The following is a 23,545-nucleotide window of genomic DNA, read 5'->3' as shown; positions in this document are numbered from 1 at the left end:
CCATACAGATTAATTGAAGCATCCGCTTACTTAATTTCCACTTTGCCTAACAATAAATATTCCATTAATGCTTTCTGAGTATGCAATCGATTTTCTGCCTCATCCCAGACCACCGATTGCAGACCATCTAATACCTCAGCAGTCACCTCTTCCCCGCGATGGGCAGGTAAGCAATGCATAAACAGAGCATCCTTCTTAGCATAAGACATCATCTCTTCATCAACACAAAAATCAGCAAAGGCATTTCTTCGAGCTTCTTCCTCGTCTTCAAAACCCATGCTTGTCCATACATCAGTAGTAACAAGATCAGCGTCTTTTACAGCGTCATGTGGACAGGCAAATTCCTCATAATGATCAGTACTATATAGTCCAGCGCGCTCTGGCTCGACTTCATAACCAGGAGGAGTTGAGACATGAACATTAAAATCAAATATTTCCGCAGCCTGTAGCCATGTATTACACACGTTATTGGAATCACCGATCCATGCCACAGTCTTACCAGTAATACTTCCACGATGCTCTATATAAGTAAAAATATCACCCAAAATTTGACAAGGGTGATATTCATCAGTTAACCCATTAATAACAGGAACACGAGAATATTCTGCGAAACGTTCAATTATACTATGCTCATAAGTGCGAATTACGACTATATCCACCATTCGCGAAATTACTTGCGCTGCATCCTCTACAGGTTCACCGCGACCTAGTTGAGTATCCCTGGTTGAGAGATAAATAGCATTCCCACCTAACTGATACATCCCCGCCTCAAATGATAATCGTGTACGCGTAGAATTCTTATCAAAAATCATTGCTAGAGTCCGGTCCGTCAGCGGCCAATATTGTCGATATTGCTTGAACTCATTTTTAATCCAGCGCGCCCGCTCGAACAAATATTCAAACTCTTTGCGGGTTAAATCGCTAATCTTCAGAAAATGCTTTATTTGCATAAAATGACTGATTTAATTTGATGAATCAGGTCTGTCACGCGTGATCATATTCGCAGTTTGACTTGCCAAGAATCCATCAATAATTTCAGAAGCAATATCAACCACTTGCTTAGCCTCTGCTTGATTCATTACCAGAGCAGGTAACAACCGCACCACTCTTTCCGAAGTTACATTAATCAATAGTCGATTTTTTAGGGCCTCCTTAACCAGCTCACTGCAAGGTACAGGAAGTTCAACACCCAGCATGAGCCCTTGACCCCGAATTTGTATCACATCAAGCCAACGAGCAAGTTTTTCCTTAAACTGATCTCGTATAAAACTACCCACCTGAACTGCATTCTGCATCAAACGGTCTTTTTCAATCACATCCAAGGTAGTTAGCGCTGCTGTGCAAGCAAGGGAATTACCCCCAAACGTCGAGGCATGATTACCAGGCTTAAATACCTCTCCCGCCTCACCTTTTGCAATACAAGCACCAATAGGTACACCAGAACCCAGACCTTTTGCTAGCGTCATAACATCCGGCATGATACCGCTATGCTGGAATGCAAACCATTTTCCTGTGCGACCAATACCACACTGCACCTCATCAAGCATTAGCAGCCAGCCATTCTGATCACATAATTGACGTAAACCTTGCAGATAATTGATTTGCGGAAAATTAACGCCTCCTTCACCCTGATAAGTTTCCACTAACACTGCTACGACGTGCTTATTATTATCAGCAATCTGAGCTACCGCATTAAGGTCATCATAGGGAACACGCACAAAACCAGCGAGCAATGGCTCAAAACCAGCCTGAGCTTTACGATTACCCGTTGCAGTCAAAGTCGCCATAGTACGGCCGTGAAAGGATCGCTCCATCACTATGATTGTAGGTAATTCAATTCCTTTATTGTGACCATACAATCTTGCCAATTTGATAGCAGCCTCATTTGCCTCTGCTCCTGAATTACAAAAAAATACTCTGTCCATTCCCGACAAAGCAGCCAATCTACCAGCCAGTAATTCCTGTTTTTCGATTTGATAAAGATTTGAAGTATGTATTAACATCCCTACCTGTTCACACAGCACTTTAGTCAATTCGGGATGGCTGTGCCCAAGGCCACATACAGCAATTCCGCAAAGAGCGTCAAGATAACAATCGCCACGATCGTCCCATAACCAGACTCCTTCGCCCTTGATAAAAGTTACAGGAAGCCGCAAATAAGTATTCATCAAGTTTGACACAGCGCTACACTCTCACATTTAAGTTTGAAGAAAAGAAAACAAATACGGCGGCATTTGCCGCCGTAAATCGATTAGTAACCGTAACCTTGTATTAAATCTATATTTACTTATTTAGTAAGCTTTTTCAAGGTCTTTTTTGTTTTGTGTTATTTTTAAACATGAAAACATTTTATGATTGAGGCATCTGATCTGCTCAATAGCTTAAATTAATATATTCTGTCATCAAGACTTATTAGCAACTTTTACTTATAAAAAGCTAAGGCTTACGATGCATGCTAAAATATAATATTAATGCTCTGATTCTCTTAGCAAGAAATCAATTTTTATAGTCATATCAAACTTTTCAGCTCAATCCAATAAAATTAAATGTGACGAGCTGAATTCCGAACTCGATAAAATCCATCAAAATGAATCAATTCGCAAAGGAAACTTTATCCATTAGTCTCGAAGAAGAGATGCGACGCTCCTATCTTGATTATGCAATGAGCGTAATTGTTGGGCGTGCTCTACCCGATGTGCGAGACGGACTAAAACCAGTCCATCGGCGAGTCCTGTATGCCATGCATGAGCTCTCAAATGACTGGAATCGTCCCTATAAAAAATCTGCGCGTATCGTAGGCGATGTCATAGGTAAATATCATCCACATGGCGACACCGCGGTATATGACACAATTGTCCGGATGGCTCAAGATTTTTCTTTACGTTATATGCTAATCGATGGGCAAGGCAACTTTGGTTCTGTTGACGGAGATAATGCCGCAGCCATGCGTTATACCGAAATTCGGATGTCGCGTATCGCGCACGAATTACTTGTCGATCTTGATAAAAATACTGTTGATTTCGGGCCTAACTATGACGGCTCTGAGCAAGAGCCACTCATTTTTCCTGCAAAGATTCCTAACTTACTCATCAACGGTTCTTCCGGAATCGCGGTAGGCATGGCGACTAATATTCCGCCACACAATCTAACTGAAGTAATCGATGCCAGTCTTTTGTTACTTAGTAGTCCAGAAACCAGTATAGATGAGTTAATGGAACATATTCAAGCACCTGATTTCCCTACAGCTGGCATTATTTATGGTACAGCAGGTATAAGAGATGGTTATCATACTGGGCGGGGTCGAGTAATCATGCGAGCACGTACGCATTTTGAAGACATAGATAAAGGTAATCGCCACAGCATCATCATTGATGAATTACCTTATCAGGTAAACAAAGCTAATTTACTCATACGTATCGGTGAGCTAGTACGTGATAAAAAAATCGAGGGTATTTCTGAATTGCGAGATGAGTCTGATAAATCAGGCATGCGTGTAGTCATTGAGCTGAAGCGCGGCGAAATTCCCGAAGTAGTCCTGAATAATCTGTACAAAGATACGCAGATGCAAGATACCTTCGGGATGAACATGGTAGCCTTGGTAGATGGTCAACCTCGCCTACTGAATCTAAAACAGATATTAGAAGCATTTCTGCGCCATCGGCGTGAAGTAGTAACGCGCCGCACCAGCTTTGAATTGAAGAAAGCGCGTGAACGCGGACACTTGCTCGAGGGCTTAGCGGTAGCATTATCCAATGTGGATGAAATTATCGCGCTCATCAAAGCTGCACCCACTCCTTCCGATGCTAAAAGAGCGCTCATGTCTAGAGTTTGGCGCTCCCAGCTGGTAGAAGAAATGCTCACGCGAGCAATGGTCGATGCAAAAGCTTTCCGTCCAGAGGGATTATCAGCTGAATTTGGTTTATTCGATCAAGATTATCGCCTGTCTGATACACAAGCTCAGGCGATCCTAGATCTTCGCCTTCAGCGCCTTACAGGCCTAGAGCAAAATAAAATAACTGATGAATATAGGGAAATCATCGATAAAATCATTGATCTTCTTGATATCCTTGCTAGTCCGGAGCGAATTACTGCCATTATTTCGGAAGAACTCACTGGTATAACGCAGCAATTTGGCGATAAACGTCGCAGTGAAATCGTTATTGATGCCCAAAATTTAAACACAGAAGATTTGATTACACCAGCCGATGTGGTCATTACATTATCGCATGCGGGTTACATCAAATCACAGTTGATGGATGATTATCGAGCTCAAAAACGTGGTGGGCGCGGGAAATTAGCGATAACTACCAAAGAAGATGATTTCATTGACAATATGTTCATCGCCAACACCCATGATTATATTTTATGTTTTTCCAGCCTAGGGCGTGTGTATTGGGTTAAAGTTTACAATGTCCCTCAGGGTAGCCGATCTTCCCGAGGAAAACCCATAAACAATCTGGTACAGCTGGAAAAAAATGAAAAAATTAATGCGGTATTACCGGTAAAAACATTCGACGATAATCGTTATATTTTTATGGCGACCTCTTTCGGTACTGTTAAAAAAACACCTTTATCTGAATTCTCACGACCACGCAATAATGGAATTATCGCAATTGATCTCGATGAAGGTGATTATCTCATCGGTGTCGCATTAACCGAAGGAAAGCATGATGTCATGCTGTTTTCGGACAACGGCAAAGCCATGCGTTTCGACGAAAATGATGTTCGACCAATGGGGCGCAATGCGCGCGGCGTACGCGGAATGAAGCTCGGCGCTGGTCAGAAAGTTATTTCACTGCTTGTCGCTGAGAACGAGGAACTAGCTGTCTTGACGGCAACCGAAAATGGATACGGCAAGCGTACCCCGATCAGCGAATATACTCGCCATAACCGTGGCACCCAGGGCATGATCGCAATCATCACCAGCGCACGTAACGGCAAAGTGGTAGCAGCACAACTTGTCAAACCAGATGATGAAATCATGCTGATCACAACAGGTGGTGTATTGATTCGAACCCGTGTCAATGAACTTCGTGAAATGGGTCGTGCCACGCAGGGTGTTACACTCATTAACCTAGATCAGGGAGAAAAACTTGCTGGGCTGGAAAGAGTGATTGAAACTGATGAAACATAGGATCAATTTTTTTAACAATCCAGGAATCTACCAATGAACATAACCTACAACTTCAGCGCGGGACCAGCTGTATTGCCTAAAGAAGTTCTCCAACGAGCTCGTGACGAGATGCTGGATTGGCATGGCAGCGGCATGTCTGTCATGGAGATGAGTCATCGCGGTGAAGAGTTTATGTCCATCGCCGCCAAAGCCGAAAGTGATTTACGTGAATTAGCAAATATTCCTGATCACTACAAGATACTTTTTCTTCAGGGAGGTGCTTCCAGTCAATTTGCCATGGTGCCAATGAACCTTCTGCACGAAAAAAAGAGTGCTGATTACGTCAACACTGGTCAATGGTCACAAAAAGCTATCGATGAAGCAAAAAAATATTGCACGGTTCATATCGCTGCTTCAGCAGAAGACGCTCATTTTACCTATGCTCCCACACTCGATAAATGGGAAATTGACCCTCATAGCGCTTATGTTCATTACACACCCAACGAAACCATTGGTGGAGTGGAATTCAACTGGGTGCCTGATCTCACACAAGTGAAAGGCGGAAGGGCTGATATTCCCCTGGTAGCCGATATGTCTTCCAACATTTTGTCACGCCCGCTGGATGTCACACCATTTGGACTTATTTACGCTGGTGCACAGAAAAATATCGGTCCAGCTGGGCTTGTGGTTGTTATCGTACGCGAGGACTTACTAGGTAGGCCGATAAATGGCACTCCGACCATGTATCATTATAAAACTCATGCAGAGCATCACTCCATGTATAACACACCACCTACCTACCTAATTTATATCATGGGTCTCGTGCTTGAGTGGCTGAAACAAAAGGGCGGATTAGCGGCAATGGAGATGATCAATATCTCCAAATCCAAATTACTTTATGATTTAATCGATTCTGGTGATTTCTATCAATGCCCAGTTGCCAAACCCGACCGGTCACGTATGAATATTCCGTTTACATTGAAAGATGCTGCACTCGATAATGAATTTCTAAAGCAAGCTAAGGCACGTGGATTACTTCAGTTAAAAGGCCACCGTTCTGTGGGTGGAATGCGAGCCTCGATCTATAATGCCATGCCCTATGAAGGGGTCATGGCTCTGGTTTCTTTCATGAAAGAATTTGAGAAGATCTATGGCTGACCAGACGCAAAGGATTTTTAATATCCTCACGCTTAATCAAATTTCAACAGTTGGATTGAAGCGTTTTCCCTCAGATTGCTACCATATCGGTAGTGATTTAACTAACCCTGAAGCTATTTTGGTACGTTCGCACAATATGCTGAATATGGACATACCCAAAAGCGTTATCGCAATTGGGCGAGCGGGTGCTGGCACAAATAATATTCCTGTTAACGAAATGAATCATCGGGGTGTTCCAGTATTTAATACACCAGGTGCCAATGCTAATGCTGTCAAAGAATTGGTATTAGCCGGCATGTTAATAGCAGCACGCAATCTTATTCCTGCATTTCGCTTTGTGGAAAGTTTGCAAGGTAATGATCAAGTCTTGCACAAGCAGGTTGAAGATCACAAAAAAAAATTCTTGGGAGTGGAATTGCCCAAGCGGACACTTGGCATCATTGGTTTGGGCAAAATTGGACGACTCGTTGCTGATGCTGCCATTAAGCTTGGCATGAGAGTATTGGGATATGATCCGAAAATTACTGTTGATTCTGCCTGGAGTCTCTCTTCAGAGGTACAAAAAGCCCACAGTATCGAAGATCTGTTACGCCACAGTGATTTCGTTTCGTTGCACGTGCCTCTGATGGATTCTACTTATCATCTCATCAACGATGAGCTTATCCACTATCTAAAGCGAGATACAATACTTCTTAATTTCTCCCGTGATGCTATTGTTAACGAAGATGCAGTTCTTGCTGGAATCAAGAATAATAAGATTAAATACTATGTATGTGATTTTCCAAGTCAAAAATTACAGCATCAGGAAGCAGTCATTACGCTACCTCACCTGGGAGCATCCACTCAGGAAGCAGAAGAAAACTGCGCAATAATGGTTGTTAATCAATTGATGGATTATCTACAACACGGCAATATTATTAATACGGTTAATTTTCCGGATGTAGTAATGGAACGAGGATCACCCTATCGGGTTGCAGTTGCCAACGCCAATGTTCCTAATCTTTTAGGTCAAATATCAACTTGCATGGCTAAAGCGGAGCTGAATATACATAATATGACCAATAAGTCGCGTGGTGAAATGGCCTATACCCTGGTAGATACAGACAGTCCCGTACCAGAAAATGTGATTGACGATCTTTCTGGAATTACCGGTGTCTTACTGGTACGCTATTTGCCCATTCCGGCAAAAAATTCAGACTAATATTGATTTCCCATGACTGAACAACTCAAACAGTTGCGAGATAAAATCGATTCGATTGATAGCGAATTACTCAAACTCATCAATACGCGTGCTGAATTAGCACAACAGATCGGCCATCAGAAAAATGGTGTAACCTACCGTCCTGAACGCGAATCTCAGGTATTAGCACGCCTACAGCAATTAAATCCTGGGCCGCTCACCAATGAGCGTATCATACAATTGTTCACGGAAATCATATCGGCCTGCCGCGCGATGGAAGAACCCTTGACTGTTGCTTATCTTGGCCCTCAAGGAACCTTTTCTGAAGAAGCTGTAACTAAGCGTTTTGGCAGCACGGTGGTAACTCTGGCCTGCAATTCGATTGATGATGTCTTTCGCAAAGTAGAATTAGGTACTGCTAGTTATGGTGTTGTTCCTGTGGAAAACTCTACAGAAGGTGCTGTCGGACGGACTATGGATTTGCTGTTACAAACCTCACTCACCGTATGTGGTGAAATAGAATTGCCAGTCCATCAGTGTTTGATGGCACAACAGACAGATCTAACAGCTATTCAAAGAATTTACTCCCACCCACAATCATTTGCGCAATGCCTTGGGTGGGTGAACAAACATTTACCCAATTTACAAGCCATAGCACGCATTGATACCGCAAGCAATGCTGATGCAGCTCGAATGGCTGCAACAGACAAAAGCGCTGCTGCTATTGCAGGAAAAAAAGCTGCTGACGTGTTTGGTCTTACGATCTGCGCCAAGAATATTGAAGATGATCCGAACAATACTACCCGATTTCTAGTTATTGGCACACAGCAAGTTTCTGCCTCCGGCAAGGATAAAACCTCAATTGTCACATCGATAAGTAACCGACCTGGCGCCATCCATGAACTATTAGCCCCTTTTGCCCGCTATCAAGTCAGTATGAGTCGGCTAGAGTCCCGGCCTTCTCGTAGAGGGCTCTGGGAATATGTATTTTTTATCGATATAGAAGGCCATCAAGAAAATGAGAACGTTGCAAAAGCGCTTGAAGAAATTCGAGACAAAGCAACTTTCCTTAAAATACTTGGCTCATATCCAGTCGCGTAATAATTTGCGCCTATTCCTGATCTTGGTAATTTTTTAATTCAATATTATTTTCCAGTTTTAGTATTCAAATCTTATGAAACTTTGTGAACTTGCACCAGAATGTATCCGAGCTATACACCCTTATCAGCCAGGCAAACCCATTTCAGACTTGGTACGAGAGCTCGGCCTGGAAAAATACGGTGTTATCAAACTTGCATCCAATGAGAATCCACTCGGAACAAGCCCAATGGCTATGGAAGCAATGATTAACGCACTCCAAGAAATTGCTCGATATCCTGATGGAAGTGGTTTTGAACTGAAAAATGCCTTATCAAAACACTATGGCGTAAATGTCGATCAAATTGTACTGGGGAATGGTTCGAATGATGTGTTGGAACTCGCTGCTCGTATCTTCTTGAAACCAGGTGCTTCAGCTGTTTATTCACAACATGCTTTTGCAATTTATCCACTACTGGCACAGGCATTAGGAGCGCATGGTATTACCGTTCCTGCCCGACTTTATGGCCACGATCTGGTTGCCATGCTCAATGCCATCACACCAGAAACACGAATCGTCTTTATCGCTAACCCCAATAATCCCACAGGCACACTCTGCGATGCTGATGACTTATTACGTTTTCTTGAGCGGGTTTCACCGGACGTCTTGGTCATTTTGGATGAAGCCTACGATGAATATCTACCTGAAGCTAATAAAGCCAATAGTATTTCGTGGTTGAGAAAATTTCCAAATCTGTTAATTACACGCACCTTTTCAAAAGCATACGGCCTAGCAGGCATTCGGGTAGGATTTGCGCTGACCAACCCTGATTTGGCAGACTTGATGAACCGTATCCGCCAACCGTTCAATGTCAATAGTATTGGATTAGTGGGTGCGCTCGCTGCGTTACAAGATATCGAATTTGTCAAACGTTCCTATGCGCTGAATCGAGCGGGCATGCTGCAAGTAACCACTGGGCTGCGCCAATTGGGAGTGGAATATATTTCCTCCTACGGAAATTTCATCAGCTTCCGCGTGAGAGGTGATGCTACTAATGCAATTAAGGTTTACCAAAGCTTACTTGAGCAAGGCGTTATCGTACGGCCACTGGGTGTTTACGAAATGCCCCATCATTTAAGGGTTACCATCGGATTGGAATCTGAGAACCAGAAATTCCTGTATGATTTGGAACAAGTATTGAAAACCTCCCTCTGAAGATCAATGTCCAGAATCACGATAACCCTATAATCCATTTAAAAGTACGCAAACATGATTTCTCCCCTACTGCACAAGCTAGTTGTCATCGGTGTCGGTCTGATTGGAGGTTCCTTTGCGTTAGCATTGCGTCACGCTGGAATGGTCAAGCACATCGTTGGCATCGGACGTAGCAAAAAAAATATGCAGCGTGCGCTTGAGCTGGACATCATTGATGAAGTAGCGGATAACTCGGCATCTGCGCTAAAAGACGCGGATTTTGTCCTGCTTGCCATGCCCGTAGGCCAAACCAGCAACATCATGGAGCAGATCGCTCCCTTTCTCGAGCCTGGAACGATTGTCTCTGATGTTGGAAGTACCAAACAAGATGTAATATTCGCTGCACGTACTCATCTTGCCCGGCATCTCACTCACTTCGTTCCCTGTCATCCTATTGCCGGAACTGAATTCAGTGGTGCTGAAGCTGCCAGTACCCATTTATTTCGCGACAAACATCTGATCATCACTCCCTTAGCAGAAAATAATGATCAGGCAATCAACCTAGTGTCAGCACTCTGGCAGCATTGTGGTGCAAAAGTCTCTTGCATGGCAGCAGATCAGCACGACCGGATACTCGCCATCATCAGCCACCTGCCTCACATTCTAGCGTTTACGCTCATGAATCACGTTCGAACCAACATTGAAGACAAACCTGAAGAGGTATTGCGCTTTGCGGGCAGCAGTTTTCGTGATTGCACTCGCATTGCAAGCAGCTCGCCGGAAATGTGGCGCGACATCTGTCTTGCTAACCAGGAAATGTTACTTAAACAAATTGATGTCTATCAGAATGAGCTAACCAGCCTGCGCACTATTCTAGCAAACAACGATGGGGAAGCACTCGAAAGGGCATTTGCGAATGCTCGCGAAACACGGCAACAATGGCTAAAAAACTATTAGATTTCCAAGTAACCGCTATGGAGCCACTTCCCTGCAAGCTTACTCTGCAAAGATGGGAAAAAAAGCAAGCAGCTTGATCGAACTTCCTATTGAAAGAGTAGTCTCTTTATTGTTTATTAATCTTAATTTAAGAATAAAAAAGCAACTATGTATCGACATCTGATTACGTTTATCACCTTTGTCATATCTCTTATATTATTTAAGGAAGCTAACGCTCAGCAACCCAATGCAGAAATACCTGCTGGTTTAACTAAAATGACGACTGTTGAAGGTATCTCGGAATATCAACTTACCAATGGATTACGCATCCTGCTTGCTCCGGATAACTCACTCGACTCGATTACGGTCAATGTTATTTATCTCGTTGGTTCACGTGATGAAGGCTACGGCGAATCAGGCATGGCGCATCTGCTCGAACACCTTTTATTCAAAGGAACGGAGCAATTTTCCAACATCAAAAATGAATTTACCAAACGCGGTGCCCGTTGGAACGGTACCACTTCCTATGATCGCACCAATTATTTTGAAACTTTTACCGCCAGCGCGGATAATCTTGACTGGGCGCTTCGCTTAGAAGCTGATCGCATGGTCAATTCACGCGTTGCAAAATCAGATCTCGATAGCGAAATGACCGTGGTACGCAACGAATTCGAAGCCGGTGAAAACAGTCCCTTCAGCGTGCTAGCTGACCGCATGACTTCGGCAGCTTATTCCTGGCACAATTATGGCCGTTCCATCATTGGTTCACGCTCAGATATCGAAAATGTACCAATTGAGCGATTGCAGGCTTTCTATCGTCATTATTACCAGCCAGATAATGCTGTGCTTGTCGTTGCAGGAAAATTCGAGGAGGCTGAAGCATTAAAAATGGTGGCGCGTCATTTCGGTCCTCTTCCACGCCCGACGCGCAAACTGCAAAAAACCTATACAGCCGAACCAACGCAAGACGGTGAACGCATGGTTAAGCTGCGTCGTGTGGGTGATACCCAGATTGCCGCCACACTTTATCATATTCCTTCTGGCGCACATCCTGAATATGCTGCGATTGATCTACTGGTCACCATCCTTAGAGAAGTTCCTGGCGGCAGATTGCACAAAGCACTAGTAGAGTCTAAACATGCAACCTCCATTCTGGGTTTTGAACGACAGTTGCGGGAAGCAGGTTATGCTTTTTTCGGCGCAAATCTACGACCCGACATGTCACTGGATACTGCGCGCGATGTCCTGATCAATACCATCGAATCGCTCGCTGCTCACCCGATTACTGCCGAAGAGCTTGAGCGCGCTCGTACTCGCCTGCTAAATGAAATTGAACAACTACTTGCCGATACACGCAAGCTCTCCATCACGCTCACTGAATACATTGCCATGGGTGATTGGCGATTACTGTTCCTGCATCGCGATCGCATCAAACAAGTAACACTCGATGAGGTACAGCATGCCGCTAATAATTATTTCAAACCAAGCAATCGGACATTGGGTTTATTTATCCCTACTTCGACACTTGATCGTGCCGAGATACCAGCAGTCCCAGATGTAGCCCTCATGCTTGAAGGGTATCGTGGTGATCCCAGCGTAAGCGCTGGAGAAGCCTTTGATCCCACACCCACGAATATTGAAGCAAGAATTGTTCGTGCTACCTTACCTGGAGGCATGAAGCTTGCCATGTTACCCAAGAAAACCCGTGGCGGTACAGTCGTGACATCACTTTTACTGCATTGGGGTGATGAGGAAAGCACACAAAACCGGGCTACAGCATGTGATATAACAAGCGCCATGCTGATGCGCGGTACGAAACACCATACTCGTCAAACGCTACGTGACGCATTCGACAGACTCAAAGCACAGGTCAACGTTAATAATGAAGGCGTTTCCATTGAAACAGTACGCGCCAATCTCCCCGATACACTCAGACTGGTTGCTGAAGTATTGCGCGAACCAACTTTTCCTGAAAAAGAGTTTGAACAGCTAAAACTCGCAATGCTGTCATCCATCGAAAGCAAGCGAAGTGAACCTGGCGCCCAGGCAAGCTTGCTCATAGAGCGTCATCTTGCTCCTTACCCTGCCTCGCACTGGCATTACACACCTACACTAGAAGAACGTATTGAGCGCATCAATGGGCTGACCCTTGACGAAGTAAAGCAATGCCACAGTGAGCTATTTGGTGCTTCGGACAGTGAATTTTCTATCATAGGTGATTTTGAGCCGGAAGAAATTCTCCAGCTCACACGACAGCTTTTTGGTGATTGGAAAAGTCCACGTCCCTACCAGCGTATTCCTGTGCCCTATCAAGACATCACCCCCATCAATCATGACCTTGAAACACCAGATAAAGCCAATGCCGTATTTCAAGCTGGTATGAACCTAAGGTTGCGTGATGATCATCCTGATTATCCTGCTCTGATTGTAGGCAATTATCTTCTTGGTGGCTCGGCCGACTCAAGATTATGGCGCCGCATCCGCGAACAAGAAGGCTTGTCCTACAATGTCGCCTCGACTCTCTCGGCAAGTGCTTTTGATGAACAAGGCGAATTCAGTATATATGCCATCTATGCGCCGGAAAACCGTGCACGTGTTGAGTCAGCCGTGAAGGAAGAACTGGAGCGCGTAATGAAAGAAGGTTTCACTACAGAAGAAGTTGAAACAGCCAAGGCTGGTTATCTGCAAGCAAGGCGCATCGCCCGTGGGCAAGATAAAGCACTTGCTGAACGTCTGGCTAATTACCTGACACGCAAACGTACCATGCAATGGGATATCGAGTTTGAGGCCAAAATCGCAGCGCTCACTCCAGAATCGATTCTCGCTGCACTGCGCAAGCATCTTGATTTCAACAAGCTGACGATCATAAAAGCCGGTGACTTTTCCAAAGTCACCACTGCTACTGCTTCACAATAACTTAAAGCGATCTCAATAATCGCTATGGAGTGATGATAAGTAACAACGCTCGGAGCCCTGGAAATACACTGCGCTCCGAGCATAGAGAAGTGCAATACATTCCTTAATATCTCTGTTAAACCTAAATTCCTCAGTTGGAATTTAGAATGAAAATAGCTGTAATCTAATACTATCAACGGTTTATAGCCAAAAATGTTAACTGCTCCTCAGTTACAGTAAACAAGCTGAGAGCAAGGTGTGGCAACACTTTCAGCAGATTTTGATTATTTCACTAAAATCTCATCTGATTGGTAATGCCATGGATCTTTCAAAGAACCTTAATCAATAGGGTTCTTGAGCGATTTAGGAGTCTTCAACTGAGGAATTTAGGTTAAAAGAATCTGGCAAAACAAGCAAGAGGTTGGGTGTGCCTTGCACTGTATTCACTTCGCTTACTTATTGAGACCTTCCCTCGCAATACCCATCTTGGGCTCAGGCTCACTCGCTACAAAATCGAGTTCTACTTTCGCGCCATCTGGATCATGACAAAAAAGCTGCCACGTTTGTTGACCTATGAGTCGATGGAGCTTGAACACAATGCCGTGCAGGTTGAGTTTATCCACGACTGACTGGAGATTGGATGCAGTAAACGCCATGTGATCAATGACGCCCTGCGCATCTGCTGGTAAAGGTCTGCCTGCAATGATATGTAGAATGGCTTGGTCGCCGGAATAAAGCCAAGCACCTGGAAAAGAAAAAGGTGGGCGATATCCTTCCGTTAATCCAAGCACGTCAATATAAAAAGCCTTGCACTTTTCCAGATCGCTGGTCAGCACTGTAAAATGGTTCATACCCTCGATTGCCATTTTGATTTCCCAGAATTTGTCATTTTTTAATAGTCTAAGTGACGCAACATTTCAACCCGGATATTTTGCCAGGACGCGGGATGATGGTGAAGAGATTTGCGAGCAGATTTACGTATCCCGCGCTAAGCCGATATCCACGAATATTGGTGCGAAGTGGGGGCGGAGAAATGCTGCAAATCTCCCGCCAGCATCCGCGAAAGCCAACGGTACAAATTGGATTTGCGTAAATCTGTCCAGAAACACTTGTTCATCAATTTTTGCATTGTAGTAAAAGCCGACTTGGTGAAATATCCGGGTTAAGCACATTTTTCTCAAGGCAAATTAAAAATCATGCGACCTTACCAATTGACTGATGAATCATTTAATCTTAACCAAGACAAAAGACAATGGGTAATTTCGTAGCCATATTGAATATATGGTAAGAAAGCCCAATGCTACCTGCAAAAAATATGGTTTAACAAGCTGTTGAAAAACTATCTACGTTGCCGCTGCGGTGTTAAAAACAGGTTCAAAATGCTCATTTATCAGATATAAACTCCGCTTCTTTCACCTGTTTTTGCCTATCATCGACTGCCTCGAATACGTTTTTCAACGGCCTGTTAATGTCGAGGTAGTTACCAGACACTACACCCCGCTTCGAGGTTGAAGGTACTGATCCTTTATTAGTACCTTCCGGTCATTGTAATCAAGCTGAGCTATGCTGTTGTCAATGAATCAAGGTCGCTTCAATCGCCGCAAAAGTTTTGGCAACCCCTGGAAGTGGAATGGCAATGCCTAACTGCTTTTCGATTTGGGTCAGTGAAAAAACCCCGCATATCGTTGGGGCACCATCGATATCTCCCTCCATAACTAGGGTATGCTGGCGCCCTGCATCACACAAACTAGCAATCACATCCCCAACTTTTGCACGCAGCACTTCCTTGAAAGGAATCACTTCTAAGTAATCGAGTGGTGTCATGATATCCGAGACTAGAATCTCACTACGTTTCATGCGGTGTTCCTGAATGAAGCGCAAGGGTTTCTCACCAAGAATATCGGAGGCGGTAATCACACCCTGCAGAAGATGATCATCATTTAATACAAACAACGAGCGCACCCCTCGTTGCATCATATATTCATTGGCTGACTCCATAGTTGCATGTGGGTCGATCTCAGCAACATGACTATGCCGCAAATCAGTCATAATTTCGAGCGCAGGCGATTCCATTGTCACAAATTTTGGCGGAGTTGGGTGGGCAATCCGAACAGCACCTATTAAGTGTTGAGCAGGAAGTACATGGTATTCAGTCATGATAACATCCTCCATGGTTAGTGGATAAATACGTGAAAGTGAGAAGGATTAAAGCAAACTTCAGACTATCTTATTTAACTTTACGCTTATCAAAATGGAGGGTCAATACTGCATATTGCGTCGTATTACAAAATATTGCGTATGTTACATCCACCCAAGCTCAGAAACATGCCAAACGCGCACTAGCTACTTTACTTTGCTCAAGCCTATCAACGATTCAATCAAATCAAACAGCTTCAAAACTGTTTATGGGTTGCAACAATAGCTTAATTTTTGGTTATGCAGGAATATCGCGCCGAGCGAGCTGTAGCTGCCTTGAAGCAGATGGTACGAATACGACATGATGAAATCACTCATTTGTTGTCCGCGATAGAGCTTGTTCCAGGCAATATCGTGTTATTGGAGGCCGGTAATATGGTGTCAGCAGATATTCACCTGCTGGAAGCAACAGATCTAGAGGTTGACGAAGCAGCGCTCACATGTGAATCCATGCCAGTGAGCAAAATCATTGCTCCGATACTGGACAAGAACGCTATCCTTGCTGAACGGCATAACATGCTGTTTCGTGGCACCCTTACCACACGCGGCCGAGCAACAGGGGTGGTGACAGCCACTGGAATGCTAACGCCCAATTTGGCATTGAGCCAGGAGAAAGCAGAACAAGATATCATGCAGCGACCACCACGGCATCCGCGAGAAAGCATTTTTGCGCATGGCATGTGGCAAACATATTTTATGAATCGGATTGCTGATTGGCGCGTTATCGCTGTTTACGCAAGCATGGGGCTTGCAAAATAACGTCAAAAATTGACAGACGAGGGTCTTTACTGTCCTGACGTTTTCGCAGTTGGTCCACGTGCTGGCGATCCGCTCGGAAACACAATCATTGTTTACCATCGGCTGATTGACGAATCGAGTCCTGATTGACGCAGTATTGCTGACCGTGCTGCTACAGTTAGGTGTGATCTACATACCCCCTGCTTAACGATATCTTTAATACTGTACCGTTATCAACGGAAGAACTCATATTCTGCTGCACGATCCCGTGGATTGTGTTACTTGCTATCGAAGCTGAAAAATAGCTGGCGCAGCACGGTATTATTTAATCAGAGCGAGGCGTGGTTTCTTGCTGATTTCTCTTTTTTTAATCCAGGTTTCACTAGCGTTCAATTTCAAATCCCTTGAATGACTGACGGGCACGCTGGTAGGCAAGCGCTGCAAGAGCAAGATCTCCCAAAGCCAGACCGCGGAAAATAAAAGCAGTCTTTTCATCGTCAGAGCAGCGCCCAGCGATGTCACCATTAACCAAACCTGTCAGATCACCACTCACTAACTCAGGATCAACCAGAGGTGTGGACATTTGCGCCTCCTGCTCAATATCATCAATGATAATTCGGTCGAATGTGGGCATACCGTTTTTTAACCAGGATGCAGCCAAGTCAACCGCCGTGACAAAGGCACCTGGCTTCAACCAGCATGCATCAAGAAAGGGAACGAGCTCGGGCGAAAGGGTAACGGTCGAAATTATCAGATCAGCGTCACTCACCGCTTCCCGGGCACTCTTGCTAGCGACTGCCAATAGACCCAGCTTTTCCGCTGCCTGACATAAAGCTTCCCGGTTTGCGCTTCCGCGACCGAACACTCGAATTTCCTTTAGAGGAAACAACTCAGAAAAGGCCTGCAAATGGCTGCGTGCCTGAACACCGCAACCGATAAATGCAGCGGTGGAAGCATCAGACTTTGCAAGCTGCCTGGCGGCAACCGCACTCAATCCTGCTGTGCGCACTGCTGTAATCCAATTACCATCCATGACAGCCAGTGGCAGACCTGTATTGCTATCAAGAAGGGTAACCAATGAGTTAATATCCGGGAGTCCATGTTCCCGATTGCGCGGATTGAGAATAAGCGACTTTACAGCCAGAAAAGGTGGATCATCGGCCGCAGACAGTGTCGCCATCATGTATCTGCCATCCGGCGGTGTAATAACAGCCTTCGGTGCATTCCAGACCTGTGACTGTCTACGCCCATGCAAAAGATACTCAATACTTTCGATAATATCTTTTGTCGTGAGAGCCAAGCTCTCAAGCGTCTTATGGGATAGATACAATAAGCTCTCAGGCTGTTCCATTTCTACTACCCATTTTTCATTACCTTGAAACTCAGAATGACTGCTATGGCAGGTACAAACGTATAAGCAATCCGAAGAAAGATCTAATCAGCTATGATTAAGCGCCCATCTCACGATATCTGCCATTCCCATAGCTCCCGACTGACGTGCCACCTCACGACCGTGCTGAAACAACACCAGCGTCGGAATACTGCGAATAGCGAACTGGGCGCCCAGCATCTGCTCAACCTCGGTATTGACTTGGCCAGACGCACTTTGGGCTCAAGCTGGATGGCGGCCTGAGCAAACTGAGGCGCCATCATTTTGCAGGGACCACACCATGGCGCCCAGAAATCTACTAACAACGGAATATCATTATGACTAATATGCTGCTGAAAGGTGGACTCAGTCAATTCAACGGAATGACCATCAAACAGTGGCCGGTGACATTTACCACATTTCGGTGCTTCACTCAGTCGCGCAGAAGGAATACGATTGATGACATCACACTGCGGACAAACAATATGCATAGACTCGTTCATTATATCTTCCTGATCAAAGATTACCGATCTCCCTATTAGCCAGATTACACTCAAACCAGCATCTGTACATCGCCTGATCAACTGCCAGGGTGATTCAGTCATGGCGTAAATTTGTAAAACTGTAGCGCATCCTCAAACAGGCTATCAAGCGTCTTCTGATGCAAGTAAGGCATGTGTCCGCCATGGTAGACCTTGAGCTTAATGTTATTACTTATCAGCGGATCCAGCGCCATTTGTTTGATCATCATCTCCGAGGCATAGTATGGGGTGACCAGGTCGAAAACACCATGCACAATCTGCGTCCGCATAGCGGGATTCAGGTTCATGGCCTCTTTCAGATCTGAAAGGGCTTCGGCAAAGCCTTGTTGCCCGCGAATTCCAGATCGCCAATTCCACGATTCAGATACCTCTTCATTTAACAGCAGAAAGGGTATATCAGTTTTAAAATTGAGGCGATCGCGGACATAATTGTTAAAAGCTGCTGTCAGAGGCGCATTGAGCCGCTGGAGATAGAAATCGCTGCCAGTAAGCAGTGATGTAGCTGGCTCTGGATCGATTAGTGTAATCGATCCATCATACAAAGTCAGCACACGACGCTGGTGGGCGAGCAGCGCCTTGGCAAAACGTGCGGAAGGAACACGCCCCATCCCACGTAGCAGGATATCCTTATCCAAACCGATCAATCTACTGATTTGCTCAAGCAAATCCTGTTCGAACGAGCCCGTTGCCAGTCCGCGAAGATAGTCGGACGAGGCGACACGCTCCACTTCCGCTAGCGAAGAACGGGGATCACTCGCCCGGTAGTTTATCTTGTTACTGCGTTCATGGACTGCCGCAACCGCCGCGTAACTCGGCAATAACGACACCCATGGCCACAGGTTGCGCTCATCACTCAAGATAAAACTAAAATCCAGCGCAGGCGAAATCAGGATCAAACCCGTTGGCGCAATACCAAACTTGGATTGCAACCGTTTAGACAGGCGCGCGACCCGGAATCCCCCATAACTCTCACCAACCAGATAAATGGACGATAACCAGCGATTTTCTTCAGTCAGATAGGTACGAATAAAACGAGACAGCGAAACGGTATCTTCCTCAACCCCCCAGGCCTTCGCTTGCGGAGAGGTATTGCCGGAAGATTCCGGTTTCCGCCTAACCTCATCATCTTTCTTGCTGCTTTCGTCATGCCTCACTTCACGACTATAACCCGTTCCGATAGGATCAACAAAAACCAGATCAGTAAAAGCTAGCCAGCTTCTCGGGTTGTCCACGATTCGCGCTGGCATCGGCGGCACGGTACCATCTGGATTGAAAACCACTCGCTGTGGTCCGAGCGCGCCAAGGTGCAGGTACGCGGAAGCGGCACCAGGGCCACCATTAAATACAAAGGTAAGCGGTCGGGGACACCCACCCTGCTGTTCCCTCGTGTAGGCAACATAGAAAATCTGGCCTATTGGTTTTGATCGTTTATCATAAACCGTGATCGATGCAGCGGTAGCCGTATAGTCAAATTTTACTCCGCCAGCCGTAAAGGTATGCGAAGTAATGGAGCGATTGGAAACATCAAGAACACCTGGTTCGTTCAAAGGCTCTATTTGTACTTGAGCCTTCTCCGGTGCGCTCAGCACAATCGTTACCTGCGACAAGCAGAACCAGGTTGTAACGAATATCCATAACATGCGCGGATTTAGAACAAATTTTCCCGTCATCGTAAGCTCCCCTTCCACAAGCACTAAGTTGGCATTTTATTTACACGCATTAGTTTGCTACCAGCTCAAAGCGACAAAGCGTTGCGTTTCACCCTCACGGATAAGCAGCAACAAACGTTTATCACTGCTGCTTTCTTTGACTGCACGTTGAAACTCGGCAGCACTCTTCACTTCTTTGCGATTTACCTGAAGGACAATCGTACCTGGCTTGATTCCCGCCATGGCAGCAATGGAGCCGCGTCGAACCTCCGTGACGAGTACACCTTCACCCACTGTTGCATCAAACTGTTCTGCCAGTTGCGGTGTCAGCGTCTGCACTGTCAAACCAATATCTTCTGCACGTTGCGATGTTTCCTCGGCAAGCTGCTTATCCTTGGTGAGTTTACCGATCGTGATTTCCATGGTTTTTTGCTTGCCATCTCGCAGAATAATTAACTCGACAGTGGTACCGGGAGCAGTCAACGCTACCCGGTTACGAAAGCTTCCTACATCTTTGACTGGCTCGCCCTCAAAGCGCTCGATGATATCGCCCTGGCGCAGCCCTGCTTTCTCTGCAGGGGAATGCTTGCTGACCTGAGCAACAAGAACCCCTTGCGATGCCTCAATTCCAAACGATTCTGCCAGGGCAGATGTCAGCTGCTGAATGACGATACCCAAGTAACCACGTGTAACTTCGCCATGTTCAATCAATTGATTGGCAATTGTCTTGGCCAGATTACTAGGGATAGCAAAGCCTACGCCCATGTACCCTCCACTGCGACTAAAGATGGCCGTATTGATGCCTACTACCTCACCATCCAGATTGACTAATGGGCCACCTGAGTTACCGGGGTTGATTGCAGCATCGGTTTGAATGAAATCCTCGTAATCATTGATGCCAAGACTCGTTCGCCCCTTGGCGCTGACTACACCGACTGTCAGCGTGTGGCTAAGGCCAAAGGGATTACCAATCGCCACCACCCACTCACCAACCTCCACTTTAGAAGAATCCGCTAACGTGAGTGGGTGATAGCCATGCGCATTGATCTCTATCACCGCGATATCAGATTGCGGATCACGGCCGGTGACCTTGGCCACGAATTCACGATCATCCTGAAATTTCACCCGGATTTTGTCGGCATTTTCTACCACGTGGCTGTTCGTCAGAATATAAGTTTTATTAGATAGCAGACCGTCCTTGGCTGCAAAAACGAAACCGGAACCCTGTCCCATGACGCGGCGCTCTTCTTGTAGCTTATCAGAGCGTGGCGTCCGAGGAATTCCTGGAAACTGATCACCAAAAAAACGTTTAAAGAAATCCTCACCAAAAGGCCACTCATCATCGAATGGAGAAGAAAATGGTGTAACCCCTCTCGATGCTTTACCCTCCACCTGTATGAACACGACAGAGGGTGAAACGGCGCGTGCAACAGAGGCAAATGCCTTACCGGTCTGCCGCAGATTAGCGATAGCATCATCACTTGCATGGCCAGGCAGGGCTAGCAGCCACGCCAGGTACAGGAGCTGAGTAAATAAGTTTTTTTTCATATTGTTAGAACCTCCTTTTACACATCTGAGACAAATGAGTGATCTATCTAAGGAAGCCTTGAATAAGTTGCCAAGCAGGATAAACTGTAAGGCAGACAGAGCGCAGGAAACGGGAAAACAAGCTCAACGAGTTTCGATCAAACAAAATTTTAGCGAAACTATGTTTTGGCATAGCTACATATCAGAATAGATAGAGCGAGTTTTCGAGCACCAAATATAGACCCCTCTGCACCACTTCGCCTACGTATAGCACTTATTCCATTTCCAATCAAACATGACACGAAGACAAGCCGCAGACAGTATTAATAAGACTGCAAGGAGAAGCCAATAAAGTCAGCTTTGATTTAGAAATGGAATTATTCAGAATCTCCTTAAATGAAAACAACTTTTGGTAACTATATTTCTGAGACACCGTTTTCATTGCCAGGTTTACCGATTTACGACTTATTCCATTTCCAAATCAAATATGACGCGAAGGCAAGCCGCAGACAGTATTAATAAGATGGCAAAGAATCAATCCCGCTAACGTGCTTAGAAGGATTCGAGTGCAGTACGTAAACCTTGCAAATTCTTAATCATTTGCTGTTTAATCCGCTGGCGGCCGATGCTGCGCTTTAAACTGTTAGTAACCTGGTCAGTTGAAGTTCTGTGTGTATAAAACACGATAGAGCCATCACGGTACGGCAGGCAACCCAAGATCAGATGACTGGAGTTGTAAGAATGGCCGACAAAGAATTGTCTGGTAATAATTACTGAAGCAGCATCAGTTGTTAACACGATACGATGGCTGAGAATTGCCGTAGGTCGATTTTGCACTTGTCGATTGAGCCAAAAAAATCGTTCTTCAGTATTGGCTGGCAGCTGGGTCGGATAATTTAACCAGACCTTTTGTAAAGCTGGAGAAAAGTGCGCCAGCAATTTGCTGTTAGCAGCTGCTATGCGTAATTCGTCAACAAGATTAACATCTGCTCGTTTGCGTACGTAAGGCGCGAGTCCAGCCAGACCATGCTTACTATAAGCTTGCCAGCGCTGCAATAAGATCTGCTGGTAATGCTGCGATACGCTTGTAACCAAAGCCGCTTCGTCGGCATCGGTCAATTTTTCTCTAAGAGAAGCAAAGCTATCAATTTCCTCGGCAGACAAATTGAATTGATCACCCGCAGTAACTGCGAGCAAATTCCGGGCTTCATTGCTCTGCTCATGCGTAAAAACAAATTCCTTGAAAGCGTCTACACCGGATTGTGGAAATATCTCGCCCAGTGCCGAGACATCTTGATCAATCGTCGCCAAATCTTTATGTTTGAAAAAAACTGCCAGCTTCACTGGTGATGATGGAAGATACATGCTCAACCCCATCATCAATTCCTTTTGGGTTGTTGCCTCCCCTGTCTCAAAAGTGACGATCTTACCGCGTTCAAGATCAGCTACTTTATCCCGATCAAGCTTAAGCATGGTAAAGATGGCGTCAGCCGTGGGTGTGGATGCCGCAACCTCCGTAGCAGACAACAGCGGCATCTGCCCAAGTAGAAACCACAAGAATACAACGCGCATTGGATAACTAATGACAGACTTACCCATTCATTATCCCTTTATACCCAGTTGAGAATTCGCGGTTGCAGGTGCTTGCTGCATCTTTTTCCCTCCCAGATCATTACTATTACGTTGCCATTATCTATCTCAAAATATAGATTGTGTCACCGCTGCATATAAAGTTGTAATTATCTGCTGACTCCAAGTACCCGAACAGAAGCAACAATCAAACCGGCCTAGCCTTTATTACATTATGATGCTAGCCAACAGCAATCAGGTAGACAATAATGCATCAGCATACAATTTTTATCCCTCAGCATCTAAGAAACTGTTTGGAAATTGTGAGAGCTAGCTGATGTAGCGATTTTTGCTGTTTGTTAACATTCACCATTTTATGAATCAACCAAAAAACGGAAGAA

Annotated in this window: 16 protein-coding genes and 1 pseudogene; 8 read left to right on the top strand and 9 right to left on the bottom strand. The window is 45.2% G+C overall.

Translation table 11 applies throughout. The features are described 5' to 3' along the window. Window positions 1-26: 26 nt before the first annotated feature. Both argF and R2Q26_RS08025 read right to left on the bottom strand, forming a co-directional pair. Window positions 27-950 carry an ornithine carbamoyltransferase gene (gene argF, locus R2Q26_RS08030; RefSeq protein WP_317535810.1) on the bottom strand — a complete coding sequence of 308 codons (924 nt, stop codon included), beginning with the start codon at window positions 948-950 and terminating at the stop codon, window positions 27-29. Between the two features lie 12 nt (window positions 951-962). After that, window positions 963-2,180 carry an aspartate aminotransferase family protein gene (locus R2Q26_RS08025; RefSeq protein ID WP_317535809.1) on the bottom strand — a complete coding sequence of 406 codons (1,218 nt, stop codon included), beginning with the start codon at window positions 2,178-2,180 and terminating at the stop codon, window positions 963-965. A 407-nt stretch (window positions 2,181-2,587) separates the two neighbouring features. On the opposite strand from R2Q26_RS08025, the gene gyrA reads away from it, so the two are divergent. The 7 genes from gyrA (at window position 2,588) to R2Q26_RS07990 (ending at window position 13,575) form a co-directional block, all read left to right on the top strand. Continuing rightward, window positions 2,588-5,134: a DNA gyrase subunit A gene (gene gyrA, locus R2Q26_RS08020; protein WP_317535808.1), complete on the top strand. Its 2,547-nt coding sequence runs from the start codon at window positions 2,588-2,590 to the stop codon at window positions 5,132-5,134. A 33-nt stretch (window positions 5,135-5,167) separates the two neighbouring features. Next, window positions 5,168-6,271 (top strand): 3-phosphoserine/phosphohydroxythreonine transaminase, encoded by a 1,104-nt coding sequence (gene serC, locus R2Q26_RS08015; protein ID WP_317535807.1) that lies wholly within the window; start codon window positions 5,168-5,170, stop codon window positions 6,269-6,271. Further along, on the top strand, window positions 6,264-7,472 hold the full coding sequence (locus R2Q26_RS08010; RefSeq protein WP_090570065.1) for a phosphoglycerate dehydrogenase: 1,209 nt from the start codon (window positions 6,264-6,266) through the stop codon (window positions 7,470-7,472). The genes serC and R2Q26_RS08010 overlap by 8 nt, the downstream gene beginning before the upstream one ends. Before the next feature lie 12 nt (window positions 7,473-7,484). Next, window positions 7,485-8,552, top strand: coding sequence for a prephenate dehydratase (pheA, locus tag R2Q26_RS08005; RefSeq protein ID WP_317535806.1), 1,068 nt, complete (start codon window positions 7,485-7,487; stop codon window positions 8,550-8,552). A gap of 73 nt (window positions 8,553-8,625) precedes the next feature. After that, window positions 8,626-9,744, top strand: a complete 1,119-nt coding sequence (gene hisC, locus R2Q26_RS08000) for a histidinol-phosphate transaminase (protein WP_317535805.1) — start codon at window positions 8,626-8,628, stop codon at window positions 9,742-9,744. A gap of 54 nt (window positions 9,745-9,798) precedes the next feature. After that, window positions 9,799-10,680 (top strand): prephenate dehydrogenase, encoded by an 882-nt coding sequence (locus R2Q26_RS07995; protein WP_317535804.1) that lies wholly within the window; start codon window positions 9,799-9,801, stop codon window positions 10,678-10,680. Between the two features lie 147 nt (window positions 10,681-10,827). Continuing rightward, window positions 10,828-13,575 (top strand): pitrilysin family protein, encoded by a 2,748-nt coding sequence (locus tag R2Q26_RS07990; protein ID WP_317535803.1) that lies wholly within the window; start codon window positions 10,828-10,830, stop codon window positions 13,573-13,575. Window positions 13,576-14,006: 431 nt separating this feature from the next. Here the strand turns inward: R2Q26_RS07990 and R2Q26_RS07985 are convergent, their stop codons facing one another. Next, window positions 14,007-14,420 (bottom strand): VOC family protein, encoded by a 414-nt coding sequence (locus R2Q26_RS07985; protein WP_317535802.1) that lies wholly within the window; start codon window positions 14,418-14,420, stop codon window positions 14,007-14,009. 706 nt (window positions 14,421-15,126) lie between these two features. Beyond that, window positions 15,127-15,711, bottom strand: coding sequence for a CBS domain-containing protein (locus R2Q26_RS07980; protein ID WP_317535801.1), 585 nt, complete (start codon window positions 15,709-15,711; stop codon window positions 15,127-15,129). A gap of 279 nt (window positions 15,712-15,990) precedes the next feature. Here R2Q26_RS07980 and R2Q26_RS07975 point away from each other — a divergent pair, with 279 nt between their 5' ends. Next, window positions 15,991-16,509, top strand: coding sequence for a cation transporting ATPase C-terminal domain-containing protein (locus R2Q26_RS07975; RefSeq protein ID WP_317535800.1), 519 nt, complete (start codon window positions 15,991-15,993; stop codon window positions 16,507-16,509). Between the two features lie 361 nt (window positions 16,510-16,870). Here the strand turns inward: R2Q26_RS07975 and R2Q26_RS07970 are convergent, their stop codons facing one another. The 5 genes and pseudogenes from R2Q26_RS07970 to R2Q26_RS07950 form a co-directional block, all read right to left on the bottom strand. Then, on the bottom strand, window positions 16,871-17,839 hold the full coding sequence (locus R2Q26_RS07970; protein WP_317535799.1) for an ornithine cyclodeaminase family protein: 969 nt from the start codon (window positions 17,837-17,839) through the stop codon (window positions 16,871-16,873). A gap of 87 nt (window positions 17,840-17,926) precedes the next feature. Beyond that, window positions 17,927-18,360, bottom strand: a pseudogene (gene trxC / locus R2Q26_RS07965) (thioredoxin TrxC). A 98-nt stretch (window positions 18,361-18,458) separates the two neighbouring features. After that, complete coding sequence (locus tag R2Q26_RS07960; RefSeq protein WP_317535798.1) at window positions 18,459-20,069, bottom strand: S10 family serine carboxypeptidase-like protein; 1,611 nt, start codon at window positions 20,067-20,069, stop codon at window positions 18,459-18,461. A gap of 57 nt (window positions 20,070-20,126) precedes the next feature. Then, window positions 20,127-21,596, bottom strand: coding sequence for a DegQ family serine endoprotease (locus R2Q26_RS07955; protein WP_317535797.1), 1,470 nt, complete (start codon window positions 21,594-21,596; stop codon window positions 20,127-20,129). Between the two features lie 531 nt (window positions 21,597-22,127). After that, window positions 22,128-23,174 carry a hypothetical protein gene (locus R2Q26_RS07950; RefSeq protein ID WP_317535796.1) on the bottom strand — a complete coding sequence of 349 codons (1,047 nt, stop codon included), beginning with the start codon at window positions 23,172-23,174 and terminating at the stop codon, window positions 22,128-22,130. Window positions 23,175-23,545: the final 371 nt, after the last annotated feature.

This window comes from Nitrosomonas sp. Is37, from assembly GCF_033063275.1.
Taxonomy (GTDB): domain Bacteria; phylum Pseudomonadota; class Gammaproteobacteria; order Burkholderiales; family Nitrosomonadaceae; genus Nitrosomonas.
Note: the sequence above shows the minus strand (reverse complement) of the source record. Positions and strands in the feature narration are given on the sequence as shown.

Excerpts from the sequence above, each read along its gene's own strand:
- R2Q26_RS07955 (WP_317535797.1), bottom strand. The coding sequence starts at position 21,596 with ATGAAAAAAAACTTATTTACTCAGCTCCTGTACCTGGCGTGGCTGCTA.
- R2Q26_RS07975 (WP_317535800.1), top strand. The coding sequence starts at position 15,991 with ATGCAGGAATATCGCGCCGAGCGAGCTGTAGCTGCCTTGAAGCAGATG.
- gyrA (WP_317535808.1), top strand. The coding sequence starts at position 2,588 with ATGAATCAATTCGCAAAGGAAACTTTATCCATTAGTCTCGAAGAAGAG.
- argF (WP_317535810.1), bottom strand. The coding sequence starts at position 950 with ATGCAAATAAAGCATTTTCTGAAGATTAGCGATTTAACCCGCAAAGAG.
- R2Q26_RS08010 (WP_090570065.1), top strand. The coding sequence starts at position 6,264 with ATGGCTGACCAGACGCAAAGGATTTTTAATATCCTCACGCTTAATCAA.
- R2Q26_RS07995 (WP_317535804.1), top strand. The coding sequence starts at position 9,799 with ATGATTTCTCCCCTACTGCACAAGCTAGTTGTCATCGGTGTCGGTCTG.
- R2Q26_RS07985 (WP_317535802.1), bottom strand. The coding sequence starts at position 14,420 with ATGGCAATCGAGGGTATGAACCATTTTACAGTGCTGACCAGCGATCTG.
- serC (WP_317535807.1), top strand. The coding sequence starts at position 5,168 with ATGAACATAACCTACAACTTCAGCGCGGGACCAGCTGTATTGCCTAAA.
- R2Q26_RS07970 (WP_317535799.1), bottom strand. The coding sequence starts at position 17,839 with ATGGAACAGCCTGAGAGCTTATTGTATCTATCCCATAAGACGCTTGAG.
- pheA (WP_317535806.1), top strand. The coding sequence starts at position 7,485 with ATGACTGAACAACTCAAACAGTTGCGAGATAAAATCGATTCGATTGAT.
- R2Q26_RS07990 (WP_317535803.1), top strand. The coding sequence starts at position 10,828 with ATGTATCGACATCTGATTACGTTTATCACCTTTGTCATATCTCTTATA.
- R2Q26_RS07950 (WP_317535796.1), bottom strand. The coding sequence starts at position 23,174 with ATGGGTAAGTCTGTCATTAGTTATCCAATGCGCGTTGTATTCTTGTGG.
- R2Q26_RS07960 (WP_317535798.1), bottom strand. The coding sequence starts at position 20,069 with ATGACGGGAAAATTTGTTCTAAATCCGCGCATGTTATGGATATTCGTT.
- R2Q26_RS07980 (WP_317535801.1), bottom strand. The coding sequence starts at position 15,711 with ATGACTGAATACCATGTACTTCCTGCTCAACACTTAATAGGTGCTGTT.
- hisC (WP_317535805.1), top strand. The coding sequence starts at position 8,626 with ATGAAACTTTGTGAACTTGCACCAGAATGTATCCGAGCTATACACCCT.